The organism is Paenibacillus sp. GCM10027626, from assembly GCF_042676285.1.
GTDB lineage: Bacteria > Bacillota > Bacilli > Paenibacillales > Paenibacillaceae > Paenibacillus_Z.
Map to the genome: position 1 here is coordinate 14720 of NZ_JBHTHC010000009.1, position 17848 is coordinate 32567.

The window sequence follows — 17848 nt, forward strand, 5'->3', positions numbered from 1 at the left end:
AGTAGCATGGGATAGCAACTAATTTTATGTCGTTAGTTGCTGGGAATTAGCAGACAATTCGCGATCTAAATGCAAAACCTGTATTTAGGTCCGCTCGGGTCCGCTTCGTTCGTGATGAACGAATGCTAACGGATGCCACGGCCGCTATTTTCGCAAATTCCACCGATCTGAAATTGTAACGGAACTGTGCGCCGCTATTTGCTGAGGAGGAGGCCGATTTCGCCCAAAAACGCCCCATTAAGATCGCTCACATCCGTTAGATTTAAAAAAAGAGAGGTTATTGGCGAAATAACGTCTGTGGCCTCCCTTAGATGAAACGGGGCTCCCCCCTGACCTTCGCCTGCCGGTAACACATGCCATAGGACGGCGTCAGCCGTTTCTTCTTGTGGTTCCTTGGCCGCTTATGCCGTTCGCGCTTTCAGTTTATGCTCATCCATTTCTTGCAGATGCTCATCGGCAAACATTTGAAAGCGAACGATAATGCGATACTCGATGTTGCCTTTTTTTCTTTCCGGCACGATGGAATGCTTGGGATGATTGATAACCATAGAGGCGACGGATTTGCCTTGCTTTTTCAGTGAGAAGGCTGATGGGGAGAGCGATTGCTGCTGCGACCCAGGCGTCTCTGCCGGAAGTTTCGAGCAGGACAGGGATCAGGCTCACATGATTGGAGAGCGCAATCTACATAATGAGGACAAAAGACAACTGTAAAAAAGATCCTTTTCCATCCATGAAAGATAGCCCTTTCCAAGACATTGATGCCCATAATTTTCCCAGAAAGCTGCCAAAATATGCAGAGCCGCCATGGGGATGAGTGACAGGCGCTCACGCTTGCCATGAAAGCAAGGCACTCATCCGGTTCACGGCAGGCAGCAAAACGATGCTACTTGACGGCTCCTTCGGTCAGTCCGCCAATAATGTAGCGCTGCGTGAAGGCGTACAAAATAGTAATGGGCGCCATCGACAACGCGAAGGCTGCAAAGGAAAGGTTGTAGTTGGAACTGACTTCGGATTTGAAATTGTAAATAAACAGCGGCAAGGTCCAAAAATCGGGATGCCGGTTCAGCATAATAAGCGGCAATTGGAAGTCATTCCAAATCCACAGACTGTTCAAAATTAAGATCGTTGCGATAATCGGCATCATAAGCGGATAGATGATGCGGGTAAAGGTGAGCCATACGCCGCAGCCGTCAATTTTAGAAGCTTGATCCAGCTCTAACGGGATGTTCTTCATAAAGCCGACACAAAGAAAAATGCCTTGAGCAAACGAAAGTGTAACATACATCACGACGAGCCCAGTCTGGTTCAGCATCTTCAAATTGCTCATATGGTGGTAGATCGGCAGCATGACAGCCTGAAACGGAACGAATATGCCGGATAAAATAAGCAAATAGACGGATTTGTAATAAAACTTGCTGCTATTGCGCGATATTGCATAAGAGACCATCGGAATGAGCAGCAGCATTAGCAAAAGTGAAATGATCGTAATAACGGCAGAGTTTTGCACGACGCTCCAAAAACCCGCTTTTTCGATAACCTGCCTGAAATTTTCCAAGTAAAGTCCGCTCGGCGGTGAAAAAAAGCTTTTTGCTGTTTCTTCCGTCGTTTTCATAGCCATTACGATGGTCATATAGACCGGGCCAATGATAAAAAGCGTGCCTATACCGAGAAAGGCATACATCAATATGCGAAGCGGTAAGGAAATTTTCATTGCTGGCCGACCTCCTTCCGCGACAGCAACTTGATTTGGACAAACGAAATAAAGCCGATAATCAAGAAGACATAGATTGCTTCAGCAGTGCCGTAGCCGAACTTCATTTCATTCATGCCATGCTGATAGATGAGAAAGCCAAGCGATTCCGTCGATCTCGCCGGCCCGCCCTCTGTCATCGCGAGCACATAATCGAAGACGGTGACGCCTGCTTTTATGGCCAGTACAACGTTAACCGTCAACATCGGGATGAGAAACGGAAAGGTTACTGAAAAGAAACGCTGTCGTGGCGTCGCGCCATCAATGATGGAAGCCTCCAGCAGATCTTTCGGAACGCTGGATAGTCCGGCGATGAAAATGACCATCGGAATTGCAAATCCTTGCCAAATATTGGTGAGCGCTATGCCGTAAATGGCCGTATCGGCGCTGCCGAGGATGTTGCGCGACAGCCATTCAATACCGAGCGCTTCCCCGATCGGCGGGAAAAGGGAATAAAAGAACTGGTTGAACACAAGACCAACCGTCATCATGCTCAGGACAGCCGGAAAGAAATAGATCGAGCGGAACAATCCGCGCAGCTTAATCGAACGGCTTAGTAGCAGGGCGAGCACCAAGGCGAGCCCGAGCTTGCCGATCACAATAATAACGGTATAGAACATTGTAAAGGTAAGGCCGTTCATAAAGCGCTTATCCTGCAGCAGCTTAATGTAGTTATCAAGCCCGACCATATCATAGGTTAAAGAGAATCCGTCCCAGTTCGTCAAGCTGTAATAGACGCCGATAAATACCGGAATAAGGAAAAATGCGACATACAGCAGAACAGCAGGGAGAGACAGAAGGGCGAAGGTTACGCCCGGCTTCATACTTCGTGTTTTCATATTCAGCCTCCGCGGCAGCAAAAAGCGGAAGGCCTTGGCCGCCAGGCGGCCGCCAAGGCCTCCCGCCTTACAGGTCTGCGTTATTCGTTAAATTTGTTGAAGAAGATCGTATCCAGATTTTTCAGGTATTTGTCGACATCGCCGGTAGCCAGCATCTCTTGGGTCGCTTTGCCGACATCGCCGTTCGTTCCCGGCGGCCAGAGACGTTCGATTGTCGGGTAAACCTTGCCGTCTGTAATGAGCTGAGTCAGCTGGCTGATTTCCGGCCGGCCAGTTGTTACATCTTTAATGCCTGACGGATAGCCGCCGACCTGCAGGTAGGTTTCGACGGAGTCCTTCTGCGTCATAAACTCGATAAATTTGCGGGTTGCCTCCTGATCCTTGCCGTTTGTCGGAATACCGATTGCGGTATCGACCGACACTTGCGTCTTCAGATCGGCTGCATCCTTTGTCGGGAATGGGAACATGGCGACATTGATATTCGGGTTGGACGATTGAATTTCTTTAATGGACCAGATGCCCGAAAACCACATGGCCGATTTGCCGTTGGCAAAATTGCGCATGGCATCGTCATTGCTTGTTCCTAAATTATCTTTTTGCCCGTATTTGCGCAGCTCGAGCAGCGATTCTGCGAACGGTTTGAAGTCCGGGTTGTCGGTAATATGCGCTTTACCGTTCATGACATCATCCAGAAACTGCTCAATGTTAGGCAGGTTTTGTCCCATTTTGAACACAACCTCCTGGCGAATGCCGTTCCAATCCTTGTCATGGAAGGAGAAAGGCGTCACGCCGGCGCTTTTAAGCTTCTCGGAAAGCTGAATCAGCTCATCAAAGGTTGCAGGCGGTTTCAAACCGTGCTCTTCAAAGATGTCGACATTGTAATAAACGCCAAGTGTGGCAAGGCCGACAGGCACAAGATAGTTTTTGCCGTCGATTTTGCTCAGATCGGCAATAGCCGGCTGGACATTAGCCATCAGCGGATCGCCCGTCAGATCGACGACGCGGCCTTCCTTGGCCATTTTTTGGAATACGGAGTTGTGGGGATAATGTGTAAATGCTGCCGGAGCGTCATCGGTCGATACGCGCATCGTCCAGACACTTTCCGGATTCGGCACATTGTTTTGCTCCACGACGATACCCGGGTTTTCAGCTTCGAATTTTTTGATCAGATCGTTCACGACATCGACCGCTTCCGGTTTCATCTGAAAATATTCGATTTTCGTTTTGCTGCCGCTTTCAGAGCCGGCATTGCCTTTGGAATCGGCATCCTTGGGCGTGTTGCCGCTGCTGGAGCAGCCGGCGGCAGTGACCAGGGAAGCGCAGAGCACTGCTGCAATGCCGCTTTTTACTAGCGTCTTTCTCATTTTTCGTTCAGCCCCTTATCGTTATTCATTCTTGCTGTGCGTTTTCATTGTAGCAAGGGCGCTGCCCAACTGAATATGACATAACTGACTGTTCGGATATAAGAAAACGGACTTCCTAGCTATCGGCGGTGTGGATGCCCAGCCGGCTGCGATATTTGCCAGGCGTTTCGCCATAGACCTTCTTGTACATTTGAATGAAGTAGGAATAATCATTGAAACCGACCTCGCTGGCAATTTCGGAGACGGACAGCTCCGGTGAACGGGCAAGCAGCAGCTGCGCCTTGTCCATACGCACGGAAAGCAAATACGCTGAAAAGCGCATGCCGCTTTTGCGCTTGAACAGCCGGCTCAAATAGTCGGGGTCGACAAAATATTTATCCTTTGCCAGCTCATCAAGCTGGATTCTGCTGCGGTAATGCAGCTCGACATAAGCCTTGATGCTCGCTACTATATCAGTTTTCTCCTCGTTTTGCTTTAATTGGGCGGAGACCGTGTGCATCTGTTCGATCAGCGCCTGCTTGGCTTCCTCTATGGAGCAAAAATCAAGCAGTCTGCGCTGCTCCATAAAAGCGCCGGCATCTGCGGCCGATACTTGCTCGATGAAGGCGTTGATCACCTTTACAGTGGAGGCGTACCAATCCTGGAGCATATATACAGACATGCTCATTTCCACCGCCTTGTGCAGCCACTCATCAATCATCTGAGCAGCCTCACCGCTATGATGGTGAGCGATTTTGCGGCCGAAATGATCGGCCCATTCGCGAATCATTTCGGCATCATATTTGACCCCGCTCGCTGTATCCTCGTGAAAAACGAGTTTGTCCGCCTGCCGCTCCCGATCCTGTCCATCCTTGCAATCATGCAGCAGCAGGCTTTGAATGGCGGCGCTTTTGGCTTCGCGGAATGCAACCGGCAGTTGATCAGCATGGGCGTGGGAGCTGCTAATGCCGATTGACAGCGCGGGATCATCCGGGTCATACAGCAGAAACTGCTGGCGAACCGCTTTGAATATGAGCTGCAGCTGCTGCTTGCCATCCTGCCCGGCCGGCAAGTCGGACAGAATGACGATTAACAGATGATCGCGCCGCTTGTCATTCAAAATGAACGCTTGCTGCTGTCTGCGCGCCAGTTCCTCGCGCAGCGCTTCGCTGCAGCGGTCGCGCTCATCCGGGGAAAGGCAGATAACGGCAGTGCGGTATGGAGGGGAGAGAATGCCGCTGATTGCGCTGCAATCCCCGTTGTACAAGCAGGAAGAAAGCAGCTGCGCCTGCTTTTTGGTATGCAGAATGGCAGTTGCTGCTTTCAGCTGCTCCAGTAAAGGATATAGTTCCTCATCGTTAACCGGCTTGAGCAGATAGTGCTCCACTTTGTAGCGGATCGCTTCCTGGGCATAAGCAAAATCATCGAATCCGCTAATGATGGCCACGCGAATATGCGGATAATGCTGCTGAACATGTGCGGCGAGTTGAATGCCGTCCATTTGGGGCATGCGAATGTCGGTCAGAATGAGATCGGGAGCTGCATCTTCCAGCAGCTTTAGTACTTGGGCGCCATCCTCAGCCTCCAGCAGTTCGGCGGCCGGATCCCAATCGGCAACCATCTGCACTACTGCTTTGCGGGCATAGAATTCATCATCTGCGATCACGATTTTCATCGCTCGGCTCCTCCTTGGTTACTGGAATATACATATCGATTATAGTGCCGGAGGAATCTTTGCTGGCTATTTTCATCCAGTAATCCTCGCCGTAAAAATGCTTAATCCGGTAATGGACGTTGCGCAGGCCGAAATTGCGGTCGGAGGCCATCGCAGCAGGCTGCTCGCTGCGCTCGGCAAACATTTCATTCAGCTCCTGCAGCTTGTCCGGGTCAATGCCGATCCCGTTGTCCTCCACGCGAATGAACAGCGTATGGCCGTGGCGGCGAATCGTCAATTTGAGCAGGCCTTGCCCGTCTTTTGGCTCAAGCCCGTGATAGAATGAATTTTCGACGAGCGGCTGAATCAGAAACTTCAATATCTTGCAATTCAGCACCTCCGGGCTAATGTCGTATTCCACTTGGAAACGATGGAGAAAGCGGATTTGCTGGATTTGTACATAGTTGTGAATCTGCTCAAGCTCGGTAGCAATCGTGACCTCATCGCCATATTTGATGTTGAAGCGGTACAGGCTGGACAAGCATTTGGTCATCGTGGCAATATCGGTAATCCGGTTCAATTGGGCGATCGCATGAATCGCGTTCAAAGTGTTATAGAGAAAATGCGGATTGATCTGCGCCTGCAGCATTTTCATTTCCGCTTTTTTTTGCAGCGTTCCGGATAGCTGCTCCGATTCTCTGCTTTTTTGCAGCCGTTCCAGCATTGCATTATAACTATTGATCAATCGGCCAATCTCATCCTCGCGTTCGCTCCAGGGGATGGCATGATGAATATGGCCGGCGTCGATCGTTTTCATCGCTTTGCTAAGCTGCAGCAGCGGATTGACGAAGTAGCGATTGAAGAAGAAGGCTAATAAGAAAGCGGCCAGCAGCGCAAGTAAACCGAACAGCACATAATTGATCGTATTGCCGATGAAGGCGCCGAGCATTTGATCCATCGGAATAAATTGAATTATCGTCCAGCCGGTCGTCTGATTAAGGCTGCCGCTTACTAAAAATTGCTGGTCGTTCCAGCGCAGCTGCTTGAATTGATGCTCCTGCGGCTGTAGTCTGGAAAACGGGTTTTGCATCATTTCGCGGCCCTGAACGTTAAGGCGGGAGTCGGAACTGTAAATCAGATGCGCGCCATCGAACACGAGCATGCCCAGCTTCAGCTCGGAATCATTGATACCGCCAAGCATATGCTCAACTGCCTTGAAGTTAACGTCTATTTTTACATAGGCCTCCGCCGTATCTCTGACGGTCAGATCGGACAGAAAGCGAACGATCGAGATCCGCTGATTTTTGCCGTTACTGCTGCCTGGCTGCAGCGACTCGGGCACATGCACGACAAAGCTGCTGCTGCGCAGCACGTCGCGGCCAATCTTGTCGACCGTATCCGAGATGTCGGAGACACTGGCATGCTTGCTCCCATATACGCTGCCGTTGGGGGCGAGCGCCGTAATCGTGGAAATATTGCCGTTGAGCAGCACAAACTGCTCCATCGCACTTTGCATGTAGTTGGTATCTATTGTAGCCTGTTTGCTGCTTTGCGGCTTCGTCTTGCTGATAATGGAATGGAGCTGGCTTTCGGTTAAATAGAAGAAAGAGTTGCGCGTCAGGTTGGTGAAAAAATCATCGACCGTCACATTAGTACGCTGATTCAGCTGCTCCAGTATCCCTTCATAATCTTTTTTCGTCTGATTGTACAGCTGTACGCTGTTGATAGACAAAGCGCATACGACCGGTATAAAAATCAACAGAATATAAGTCCAGACCAGCTTGGCATGAAAGGAGGTCTGATGAAATTTTTTTAAAAAGGCCCGAACAAGCATGTTATCACCTCTGATTAGTAGCGGCCATTTCATAGCTACTATTATAATGAAATTTTTATTATAGCAACAACATTCCAAAGAAATAGCAATTTGGCATACAGATTCCGAAAAAAATGTAAAACGCATTCGTAAGAAACGTCAACATGGGCGATGGCGATCTTGCTATAGTAAAGAGGACTGAGCAGCAAATAATCGAAGGAGGCGTTGCTTGTGGTATTGGAACGATTGGGTGTTCTCACAGACGAAGTATCCGACAATTTTATCGAAGCGCTTGACTGGATTGCCGGGCAAGGCTTGAAATATGTTGAAGTGCGTGTCATTGACGGCAAAAATGTTGCCGATCTCAGTGATGAGCAATTGGCTGAGGTGCGGCAGCAGGCCGAAAAGCGCAATATTAAGATCTCGGCGGTCGCATCGCCTGTATTTAAATGCAAGCTTGACCCTGAGCGAACGGTGGCAGCCGGGGATATGTTCGGGCAGCAGGAAGAAACCGTCGCGGCTCATTTTGAAAAATTAGATCGCGTTATGGAAATTGCCAAGCAGCTGGGCACGAAGCGCATACGTATCTTTTCGTTCTGGCGCGAGCAGGATCCGGCAGCTCATCGGGAGGAGATTGTAGCCCATCTGCGTAAAGCGGCAGCGGCTGCTGAGCGCGAAGGTATATTGCTGCTGCTGGAAAATGAACCTTCCTGCAACGGCGGATTTGCGGAGGAGGTAGCGGATCTAGTTCGCGGTGTCGATTCTCCGGCATTGCAGGGCTTGTGGGATCCGGGCAATGAAGCCTATGGCGCACGCGAAGCATATCCGGCCGGATATGCCGCAATGAAGGGGACGATCGCGCACGTCCATTTGAAGGATGCCTATATTACCGCAGACGGAACGGCACGCTGTGTACCGCTCGGTTCTGGCCAAGTGCCATTTATTGAGCAGCTGAAAGCGCTGTCGGCGGACGGCTATGACGGTCTGTTTACGATTGAGACCCACTTTGCTCCTGCCGGAGGAAGCAAAATGTCGGGCACGCATATGACGCTTGAAGCGCTTCGCATTTTAGTGAAGGAGGTTTAGGGCATGAAGGTGTGGAACTTTGGCCTGATCGGCTGCGGCTCGGTTGCTGACTTTCATATTGAAGCGATCCGGCAGATTGAAGGCGCAAGACTAGCCTGTATATCAAGCAGAAATGAGGAGAAAGCGAAGGCGGCAGCGGAGCGTGAAGGCTGTGAATGGACCAGCGACTATCACATTCTGCTTGCCCGGCCGGATATCGATATCGTCTGCGTGACGACATCAAGCGGCAGTCATGCCAGCATCGGGGTGGATGTGCTGCGTGCCGGCAAGCATCTCGTGATCGAGAAGCCGATTGCCATGACAGCAGCAGATGCGGAGCTGCTTGTCCAGACAGCAAAGCAATGCGGCCGCAAGCTGTCGGTCATCTCTCAGCGCCGTTTCGAAGCCCAGCATCAGGCGGTCAAACGCGTGCTTGAGGATGGCGCCATCGGCAAGCTGCTGCTGGCGGAAATTTCTTTGCCGTTCTATCGCTCGCAGCAATATTACGACAGCGCGGATTGGCGCGGAACGATTGCCGAGGATGGCGGCGCCTTGATGAATCAGGGCATTCACAGCATCGATTTGCTGCTGTGGTTCGCCGGCGAGGTCGGCAGCGTATTCGGCAAATTGGCAACGCAGACGCACCGGATGGAAGCAGAGGATTTGGGACTGGCGATTGTCCAGTTCAAAAACGGCGCCTTCGGTACAATTATGGCTTCGACTAGCATTCAGCCAGGCTTTGCGGCTTCGATCAATTTGTATGGCGAGCGCGGCACCATTAAGCTGGAAGGCTCGTCCATTGTCCATTGGACTGTGCCGGACCGTCCGGAACCAAGCTGGATTCATACCGGCAGCTATGGTGGCGTTACCGACCCGCGGAGCATCGTGTCCGACTATCATCAGAGTCAGCTGCTTGATGTCATAGCGGCGATTGAGACAGGCATTGAGCCGCTCGTTACAGGGGAAGACGGCTTGCGGGCTGTCCAACTGGTGGAAGCGATTTATAAGAGCGCGGCTGAAAGCAGCCAGATCCAATTGTGAGGGAGAGATGGAAATGATGAGTACGCAACCTGTCATGACGAGAAAAGTAGACCAGCTGCACGTAGAGGTGTATGACGACCGCGGTGCAATGGGAAAGGCCGCCGGGCTGGCAGTGGCAGCCAAAATCAAAGAGCTGCTCGCAGCCAAGCCGGCGATCCGCATGATTTTTGCCGCAGCGCCCTCGCAAAATGAGCTGCTGCAGCAGCTGGTCAGCGATTCGAGTATCGACTGGAAGCGGATTACCGCGTTCCATATGGACGAATATATCGGTCTGCCTCAGAATGCCCCGCAGGCCTTCAGCCAATTTTTGCGCAGCAAGTTATTCGATCTCGTCAAGCCGGGTACCGTCCATCTGATCGACAGCGCAAATTCAATAGCGTCCGAGTGCGCGCGGTACAGCGCACTGCTGCAGGAAGCGCCGATCGATATCGTCTGCTTGGGCATTGGCGAGAACGGCCATATTGCTTTTAACGATCCGCCTGTCGCCGATTTCCAAGACAGCTTGACGGTGAAGGCTGTGGAACTGGACGATGTCTGCCGCCAGCAGCAAGTCAATGACGGCTGCTTCCCTGCCTTCGCGGACGTTCCTGCCCATGCATTAACTTTGACAATCCCTGCATTGCTGTCGGGCGCACATCTATTTTGCGTTGTACCGGGCAAGGCGAAGCGGGCGGCAGTAGAGCGCACATTGAATGGCGATATTTCCACCGCGTGCCCATCAACCATATTGCGGAATCATGCCAGCTGCACCCTGTATGTTGATCGCGATTCCTATGGAGGTTAAAAGATGATTCAAGCGATTCATTATGCAACCGGGAAGCCTGTAGCCGTTACAATTGCTGATGGAAAAATTGCGGGCATCGAGCCGATTGAGCCGGCGGCCGGCGGGGCTGGCGGGCGCTTGCCTTATATTGGCCCCGGCCTTGTCGATCTGCAAATTAACGGTTACGCCGGATACGACTTTAATCTGCTTCCGATTCCGGACACGCTGGTCGGCGTGGTGATCCGCAAGCTGTGGGGCGAAGGCGTGACGTCAAGCTACCCGACAGTTATTACGAACAGCCCGGCAGCAATTGCCGAAGCGATGCGCGCGATAGCCGGCGCTTGCGACGCTGACCCGATTGTGGAAAGCGGTGTGGCGGGCATTCATCTGGAAGGGCCGTTTATTTCGCCGGAGGACGGCGTGCGCGGCGCGCATAGCCGCGATTTTGTAATGGCGCCCGATTGGGAGCTGTTCTGTCAGTGGCAGGAAGCGGCCGGCGGCCGCATCAAAATCGTAACGCTTTCGCCGGAGTGGCCGGATAGCGCAGCTTTTATCCGTCAATGCACGGAGCAGGGGGTACTTGTCTCGATCGGTCATACGGCTGCATCGCCGGAGCAAATTCAGGAGGCCGTTGCTGCAGGGGCTGCTATGTCCACCCATTTGGGCAATGGCGCTCATCTGATGCTGCCGCGTCATCCGAATTATATATGGGAGCAGCTGGCGCAAGACCGGCTTTGGAGCTGCTTGATCGCCGACAGCTTCCACCTGCCGGAACAGGTGCTCAAGGTTGTCATGAAGGTGAAGGGTGAGCAAGCGCTTCTGGTCAGCGATGCGGTCGCGCTAAGCGGTTTGGCGCCAGGCAAGTATACGACCCATATCGGCGGCGAGGTTGTACTGACGCCCGAAGGCAAGCTGCACACTGCAGCAAATGAAAAAATATTGGCCGGCTCGGCACAAATGCTGTTTGCGGGTATCGAGCATCTGATGAGTAGCGGGCTGGCGGATTTGGCCGCCGCGTGGGATATGTCGTCGATTAGACCGGCCAAGCTGACGGGGATGCCAGAGGCGGCTGGTCTGATAGCAGGAGCGCCTGCCGATTTTGTCCTGTTCCATCTTTCCGAAGACGGCAAAATCCAGCTTGAGGAGACTTACAAGGCAGGAAAATCTGTATATAGCGACAAGGGGGACGCACGATGAAATTTGCGGCATTTAGCGGCGTATTTATTGAATACAGCCTTCAAGAAGCGATGCGCATGACGAAAAAATTAGGGCTTGACGGTATAGAAATCGCTGGTCGCGAGCCGCATCTGTCAGCGGATACGAGTGTGGAGCGCGTGCAGGAAATCAAGGAGCTTGCCGATGAGCTTGGGCTCGCGATCCCCGTCATTGCGGCCTATACAGGCGGTTTCTCTACAGCGAGCGACGCAGAAGCGGAGAAGCAGTATGCGGATTTTCTGCGTATTCTTGATCATGCGGTCATGCTGGGAGCGCAGATGGTGCGTGTCGCTCCAGGCGGACCGAATGCGTTCATGGCGCGGGACTATCATTATGCAAAAGCCGCCTGGTGGATTGATCGCTGTGCGGCAGCGGCCAAAGAGCGCGGCATCGATCTTGTTATGGAAATTCATAACATATCGCTAGTTGAAACGGTGGAAAGCAGCCTGCGCCTCCTTGGCATGCTGAAGCATGATAATGTAGGCATGATCCATGATGCGGGCAATATGTATATTACGGATACTGATTATGGCCGCGAATCTGTCCTTCAGCTGGGCAAGCATTTGACGCATGTCCACGTAAAGGATGAATTGCGGATTGAAAAGGCGGGAGCGCCGGGGACATTCGTCAATTTGACCCATCGCGGCGAGGAGTGCTTCATCCAAAGCCGTCTAGGCGAAGGGGCGGCCGATCACCAGCCATTATTCGATGCGCTGCTTGAAACGAATTACAGCGGCTGGATCACGATGGAATGCCATGCGCCATTCCCTGCTTATGAACGGCTGGAGTATGATTTCCGCGTCGTCAGGCAAATGCTGGGCCTCGCTTGATCCGTTTAGGCTAGCGGACGGGGACAAGTATACGGTTTCTTCTTGTACGTGCAAACGGATTGAACTATGCTATATTCAAGACTGGGATTCGGATAGGTGGTACGGGCGTGAATACAGATATTCCTTTATATTTGAGCAAGGATCAGCTGAATCAGCAATTTCCCTTCAATATATTGCGCCATACGAGCAAGGCGTTGAAGCAGACCTTGCATGCTCATGAATATGTACAGATTGCCTATGTATTAAAAGGAGCGTGCAGCCACCAATTGCGCGGCAAGACCATTACGGCGAGCCGTGGCGATGTGTTTATTATCGCGCCGGGCGTCGAGCATAGTTTCAATGCCATTGAGGGGAAAAGCTACGAGATGGTGCTGCTTGATTTTATGCCCTCGCTCGTACAGGAGCATTTGAAGCCGTACACAGACTCTTTGCAGCCTTTTTTGCAGAAATCGGATGGCGAAGGCGGAGGCCTGCCGCAGCTGTGGCTGCATTTTGGCAAAGACAGGCAGCAGTTTGTCGAGCAGTTGCTGCAGGACATCCAGGACGAGTTCGAGCATCGGGAGGCGGGCTATGAATATGCAGCGCGGATCAGCCTTGCGAAGCTGCTAATTCTCATCGACCGGGAGTTCCGCAAAGAGCGGCGCAAGCCGACCAAGCAGCCAGTGTTAGCCGAACAAAATCCGATCGATGAAGTGAAGCGCTACATTTACGATAACTACAGCCAGGATATCCCGCTTGAGCGTGGAGCGATGATTGCCAATATGGCGCCCTCTTATTTCAGCCACGTTTTCAAAAAGGAAACAGGTCAAACCTTTATCGATTTTATGAATGAGGTGCGGATTGAGCGGGCGATGGAGCTGATTCAGCGGGACTCCCACACGATTACGCATATCGGGTTTCAGGTGGGCTTTCATCATTTGAGTCATTTCATTCGTACCTTCAAAAAAAGAACCGGCTTGACGCCGACTGAATACAAGAAGACCTTCGGAACAACAAATCAATGACATAATGGAAAGAGGTAATGGCGAGTGAGCACGCAAACGTTAAAAGTAGGCATCATCGGGCAAGGGAGAAGCGGGCGCAACATTCATGGCAATCTGCTTGCACAAATTTCCGAATATTATACAATAGCGGCAGTTGCCGATTCTATCCCGGAGCGCCAAGAGCTAGCCAAGAAGGAGTACGGCTGCAACGCATATGCATCCTGGGAAGAGATGGTGGAAAATGAAGAACTCGATTTGGTCGTGAATGCTTCGCCGAGCCATCAGCATTTTCCGATCTCGCTTGAGCTGTTGAACCGCGGTGTAAACGTATTGTGCGAAAAGCCATTGGCGAAAACGGCAGAGGAAGTAGACCGCCTGATCGAGGCCGCTAAAAACTCTGGCAAGGTGCTGGCGGTATTCCAGCAATCTCGCTATCAGCATGCCTTTATGAAAATCCGTGAAGTCATCGCTTCCGGTGTTCTCGGGCGAATTGTGCAGGTTAATTTCACTTTGAACGGCTTCGCCCGCCGCTGGGACTGGCAAACGCTGCAGAGCAACAATGGCGGCAGTCTGATGAATACAGGGCCGCATCCGGTCGATCAGGCGCTGCAGCTGTTCGGTACAGATGTTATGCCGGATATTACCTGTATTATGGACCGTGCAGTAACGTTTGGCGATGCCGAAGATTATGTGAAGCTCATTATGCGCGGTGAAGGCCGCCCAACGATTGATTTGGAAATTTCTTCATGTTGTACCTATAGCCGCGAACAGTTCAATATTCAAGGGACGAATGGCGGTCTCAGCGGTTCCGCAGAGCAGCTTGACTGGAAATACTACAAGCCGGAAGAAGCGCCAGAGCAAAAACTAACGCCTGAACCAATGTTTACTAGCGACGGCATGCCAGCTTATTGCAGCGAGGAGCTTAAGTGGTATAACGGCAGCTGGAAGCTGACGGTAAATGAAGGAATGACACCATTCGATGAAATGACCAAAACGCTGTACATGATGCTTCATCGCCATCTGACTGAGGGCGGAGAGCTGGAAATTACGCCGCAGCAGGTACGTCAGCAAATGATGGTTATGGAAGAATGCCGCCGGCAAAACCCGCATATTTACAAGCAATAGGAGGAATAGGAGGCGCCATCGACATCTGCTGCGGTTCCTTTGGCAGGAATAGGCAAAGCGTGGGCGAGGCGGCCCCCGGGCGGACCGTGGATCCGTTATCTGTGAACAAAATGGCTAAAACGGCTTGCTTGCGGACCGTGGTTCCGTTATTTGCTTCCAATCGCCTCAAAAACCCGGCAAAACTCGCAAATAACGGATCGTGTGTCCGCGAAACCTCCGAATGAGCCGGGTTTCGACAAAATAACGGATCGTATGTCCGCATGCCTCAAGACGCACCTCCTGATTGTATGATAGCGGCGCAGTTGCTGAACTGTAAAAGGTGACAATAGATTCCAGATATGTTATAGTAGTAATAACACAGGCATTTCGCTCCTAGAGCGGGGTGCCTTCGTGTATATATACGGCTATTTAACATTTAATGGCCAGTTACTGTTGATCAAATAGATTTATGGAAGGTGGTGATGCGATGTTTCCCTTCTTAAACCTCCAATGAGGAGGAAAGCTGCCGCGATGCTCTTTTGTGTGTAGTCTGACCAAATAAAAGAGGAATGGGAGATGGGAAATATGAAGGCTTGTTTGCAGGCACAAAATCGATCCGTACTTAATCGTTCCGGCTTGCGTCAGTTGCGTGAGAAAGGCCGGCTTCCGAGCGTAGTATTTGGTAAACATATGACAACAACGATGATTCACATTTCAATGAAGGAATTTAATCAATGGAATCGCTCGGGCAATTCTGGAGTGATCGAGCTGGAGCTCGACGGACAAGGGAAAATACCTGTGCTGCTGGAGGAAGTGCAGCGTGATCCGCTCACCCGTAACATACTGCATGCCGATTTTTTGCATGTTAAAATGGATGAGCAGGTGCGTACTAAAATTACAGTGGAATATGCGGGTACGCCTGCCGGCGTTAAATTAGGCGGCATTGTTCAGGTTCAAACCACGCAGATTGAGGTAGAAGGTTTGCCTGAGCGCCTGCCGTCGCATATTGTTGCAGATATTAGCGATATGGCTATCGGTGAAACATTGACAGCAGCGCAGCTGAACATTCCTCCAGGAGTGGAAGTGCTGTCGCCTGCCGAGGAATTGTTAGTCTCAATCGTCACGCCTCGTCTCGAGCAGTCTGCCGCGGCCGATGCGGAGGCAGGAGCCTAAATATGCTTTTAACAAGCCGTCTTTATCCCAGCGTTTACGCGAGGTGAAGGCGGTTTTTTCTTTAAATATGTCTATTGGTATAGAAACTATACTAATGAACTGAAGATCAAGTCTCATGTCTATACAGGTATTCGCACTACCTTTGGTCTATTATTTTGAAATGTGGTTAGGTCTCAGGTTGCGATTTTCATTTCATATTGTTTATCTCCATTTTCGTAAGCGGCGCTGTTATCTTGTACGACAGAATGGCTAAAGTGCTCGTATTCTCGCATTTTTCATGCTAGTTCGCTCCTTCTGAAAGTAAGCAAAAGTTATGAAACCGAATACATATACTGCTTTCTTGCCGATGAAAAATGGGACTACAGTGGATTGTAAACTTTAAACGACCGTATTATACTTGTGTTTAAATTTGGATATTAAACAATGGTTTTAAACGTTTGTTTTTGGTTGTTTCGCCGCTTTTGCTGATGATAATCCAAATTTGGCAATGGTTTCTGACCGCCCTGATGAGGAGGTGAGGTTGCGTCTCTATGGCCATGAATGAAGGCTTACTCTATTGAAATCGATGTCTGCATACTGTTTACAAGCAGGGATCTTTCAATGCCGATCCGAGAGTAGAAGATCAGTTGGATTTCTCGACATAGAAACCGCTTACTAGAACTACAGCTGGCAGCAACCATTGCAAATCTATCAAAGCAATGCAAGTGAACAACAATCTTATTGGCAAAGTTAAACGGGAGGTTTTCCTTAGTGAAAAAACAACGTCCATTTGATTACAAGAAAAAGCTGAATGCAAGCAATAAACGTAACCGAATGATCAAGAAAGCGGCTGCTGTCGCAGCCGCAGCATTAATTGCTACTGTTCCTATACGCGTTACTTTCCACAGTTTCGCTCTTCCTTCGATTCAGATGAATATATCTAACGCGGCATCACTTGCAGAAGTGAACCTGCTTTCCAATACTGCTTTGTCGCATGAATTGGTTGCAGCAGCTGATCACTATAATCTTCAGCTGAAAATAACCGGTACGGGCATTGCAAATCTTGAGCTTGTCAGTCCTGATCGTGTAGCTGTTTTTAGCTTGCCAACGAATATTGTCGGTAAAGTTCATGTAACTGAAAAAGCAAAAGTGAAAATTGAGCTGTTGCCAATTACGATGGACAAGTTGCCGGTTCTGAATGCTGCAGTTGGTGATGTTACAGCTGCTTTAACTAGTGCTGTAAGTGGTGTAGTTGGTGTTGTTAAAGATATTACAGATAACGCGCTGTTAAAACCATTTTTGCAAATAGAAGGTCTGGAGGAGCTTCAAGGAGCGCTGAATGCCTTAAACAATGTAGATCAAGCGTTGGCTGATTTGCTTGCTTATGAAGACGAGCTTGAAGCAACTGTAAATCCTGACGGTTCGATCGTTGTCGACTTTTCCAATGGACTGGGCAAGCATGTTGAAACTGCGTTGAAGGATGTTGTCGTTCAACTGCTTCAGGACGTTGTAGATGCAACCGGCAAATTGAAACTGGCCTTGCTTCCAGGAGCGGAAGATTTACCGCTTCTTGGCGAGCTTGTTAAATTGCTCAATCAAACGATAAATAGTGTGCTTGGAGAAGTTAATGCTGTAGGACAACTGGCTACAAACTTGATTGATAATCTCACTGATGGCACTGTAAACTTGGCCAATGATCTGGTGAGTGTGCAAGTAATTGGTCAATCGGAAGTCATCTTGAATACAACAGTGGATAATCCTTCCGGTATAGGAACGGTAGAGATTAAAGGTGCGGTTGTCAGCACTTCAGTAATCGATGTCGACTTGTTGAACTCATTTACAGCTGGAACAAATGTGGTTTTCGACGAAGATGAGGGCGACTCAGACTCCGACAGTGACTCGGACAGCGATAGCGACTCGGATTCCGACAGCGACTCAGACTCGGACAGTGACTCGGATAGCGACAGCGACTCCGATAGCGACTCAGACTCCGATAGTGACTCGGATTCGGATAGCGACTCAGACTCCGACAGTGACTCGGACTCGGATAGCGACTCAGACTCCGACAGTGACTCGGACTCGGATAGCGACAGCGACTCAGACTCCGATAGTGACTCGGACTCGGATAGCGACAGCGACTCAGACTCCGACAGTGACTCGGACTCGGATAGCGACAGCGACTCAGACTCCGATAGTGACTCGGACTCAGACAGCGACAGCGACTCAGACTCCGATAGTGACTCGGACTCGGATAGCGACAGCGACTCAGACTCCGATAGTGACTCGGACTCAGACA

The 17848-nt window shown here is 50.6% G+C and carries 15 protein-coding genes; 9 read left to right on the top strand and 6 right to left on the bottom strand.

Going from position 1 to position 17848, the window contains the following annotated elements:
- Positions 1 to 401 precede the first annotated feature (401 nt).
- From ACFQ0N_RS18135 to ACFQ0N_RS18160, 6 genes are all read right to left on the bottom strand, one after another.
- Positions 402 to 548, bottom strand: coding sequence for a hypothetical protein (locus ACFQ0N_RS18135; RefSeq protein ID WP_379328673.1), 147 nt, complete (start codon positions 546 to 548; stop codon positions 402 to 404).
- A 335-nt stretch (positions 549 to 883) separates the two neighbouring features.
- Positions 884 to 1711 (bottom strand): carbohydrate ABC transporter permease, encoded by an 828-nt coding sequence (locus ACFQ0N_RS18140; protein ID WP_379328675.1) that lies wholly within the window; start codon positions 1709 to 1711, stop codon positions 884 to 886.
- Positions 1708 to 2589: a carbohydrate ABC transporter permease gene (locus ACFQ0N_RS18145; protein ID WP_379328677.1), complete on the bottom strand. Its 882-nt coding sequence runs from the start codon at positions 2587 to 2589 to the stop codon at positions 1708 to 1710. The genes ACFQ0N_RS18140 and ACFQ0N_RS18145 overlap by 4 nt, the downstream gene beginning before the upstream one ends.
- Positions 2590 to 2669: 80 nt before the next feature.
- Positions 2670 to 3953 (bottom strand): ABC transporter substrate-binding protein, encoded by a 1284-nt coding sequence (locus tag ACFQ0N_RS18150; protein WP_379328679.1) that lies wholly within the window; start codon positions 3951 to 3953, stop codon positions 2670 to 2672.
- A gap of 115 nt (positions 3954 to 4068) precedes the next feature.
- A complete protein-coding gene (locus ACFQ0N_RS18155; protein ID WP_379328681.1) occupies positions 4069 to 5607 on the bottom strand; it encodes a response regulator in 1539 nt (512 codons plus the stop codon).
- Positions 5585 to 7420 carry a sensor histidine kinase gene (locus ACFQ0N_RS18160; RefSeq protein WP_379328683.1) on the bottom strand — a complete coding sequence of 612 codons (1836 nt, stop codon included), beginning with the start codon at positions 7418 to 7420 and terminating at the stop codon, positions 5585 to 5587. Before ACFQ0N_RS18160 ends, ACFQ0N_RS18155 begins: the two co-directional genes overlap by 23 nt.
- Positions 7421 to 7630: 210 nt before the next feature.
- Between ACFQ0N_RS18160 and ACFQ0N_RS18165 the strand changes: the two genes are divergently transcribed.
- The 9 genes from ACFQ0N_RS18165 to ACFQ0N_RS18205 all read left to right on the top strand — a co-directional run.
- Positions 7631 to 8485 carry a sugar phosphate isomerase/epimerase family protein gene (locus ACFQ0N_RS18165; RefSeq protein WP_379328685.1) on the top strand — a complete coding sequence of 285 codons (855 nt, stop codon included), beginning with the start codon at positions 7631 to 7633 and terminating at the stop codon, positions 8483 to 8485.
- Positions 8486 to 8488: 3 nt separating this feature from the next.
- Positions 8489 to 9505 (top strand): Gfo/Idh/MocA family protein, encoded by a 1017-nt coding sequence (locus ACFQ0N_RS18170; RefSeq protein WP_379328687.1) that lies wholly within the window; start codon positions 8489 to 8491, stop codon positions 9503 to 9505.
- Between the two features lie 16 nt (positions 9506 to 9521).
- Positions 9522 to 10289 (top strand): glucosamine-6-phosphate deaminase, encoded by a 768-nt coding sequence (locus ACFQ0N_RS18175; RefSeq protein WP_379329313.1) that lies wholly within the window; start codon positions 9522 to 9524, stop codon positions 10287 to 10289.
- Between the two features lie 3 nt (positions 10290 to 10292).
- Entirely contained in the window at positions 10293 to 11465 is a 1173-nt protein-coding gene (locus tag ACFQ0N_RS18180) for an N-acetylglucosamine-6-phosphate deacetylase (protein WP_379328689.1), read from the top strand.
- Complete coding sequence (locus tag ACFQ0N_RS18185) at positions 11462 to 12313, top strand: sugar phosphate isomerase/epimerase family protein (RefSeq protein ID WP_379328691.1); 852 nt, start codon at positions 11462 to 11464, stop codon at positions 12311 to 12313. Before ACFQ0N_RS18180 ends, ACFQ0N_RS18185 begins: the two co-directional genes overlap by 4 nt.
- 107 nt (positions 12314 to 12420) lie before the next feature.
- On the top strand, positions 12421 to 13317 hold the full coding sequence (locus ACFQ0N_RS18190; RefSeq protein ID WP_379328693.1) for a helix-turn-helix transcriptional regulator: 897 nt from the start codon (positions 12421 to 12423) through the stop codon (positions 13315 to 13317).
- A 24-nt stretch (positions 13318 to 13341) separates the two neighbouring features.
- On the top strand, positions 13342 to 14421 hold the full coding sequence (locus ACFQ0N_RS18195; RefSeq protein ID WP_379328695.1) for a Gfo/Idh/MocA family protein: 1080 nt from the start codon (positions 13342 to 13344) through the stop codon (positions 14419 to 14421).
- Between the two features lie 555 nt (positions 14422 to 14976).
- A complete protein-coding gene (locus ACFQ0N_RS18200; protein ID WP_379328697.1) occupies positions 14977 to 15573 on the top strand; it encodes a 50S ribosomal protein L25 in 597 nt (198 codons plus the stop codon).
- Between the two features lie 750 nt (positions 15574 to 16323).
- On the top strand, positions 16324 to 17848 hold a 1525-nt coding region (locus ACFQ0N_RS18205), incomplete at its 3' end, for an adhesive domain-containing protein (protein WP_379328699.1).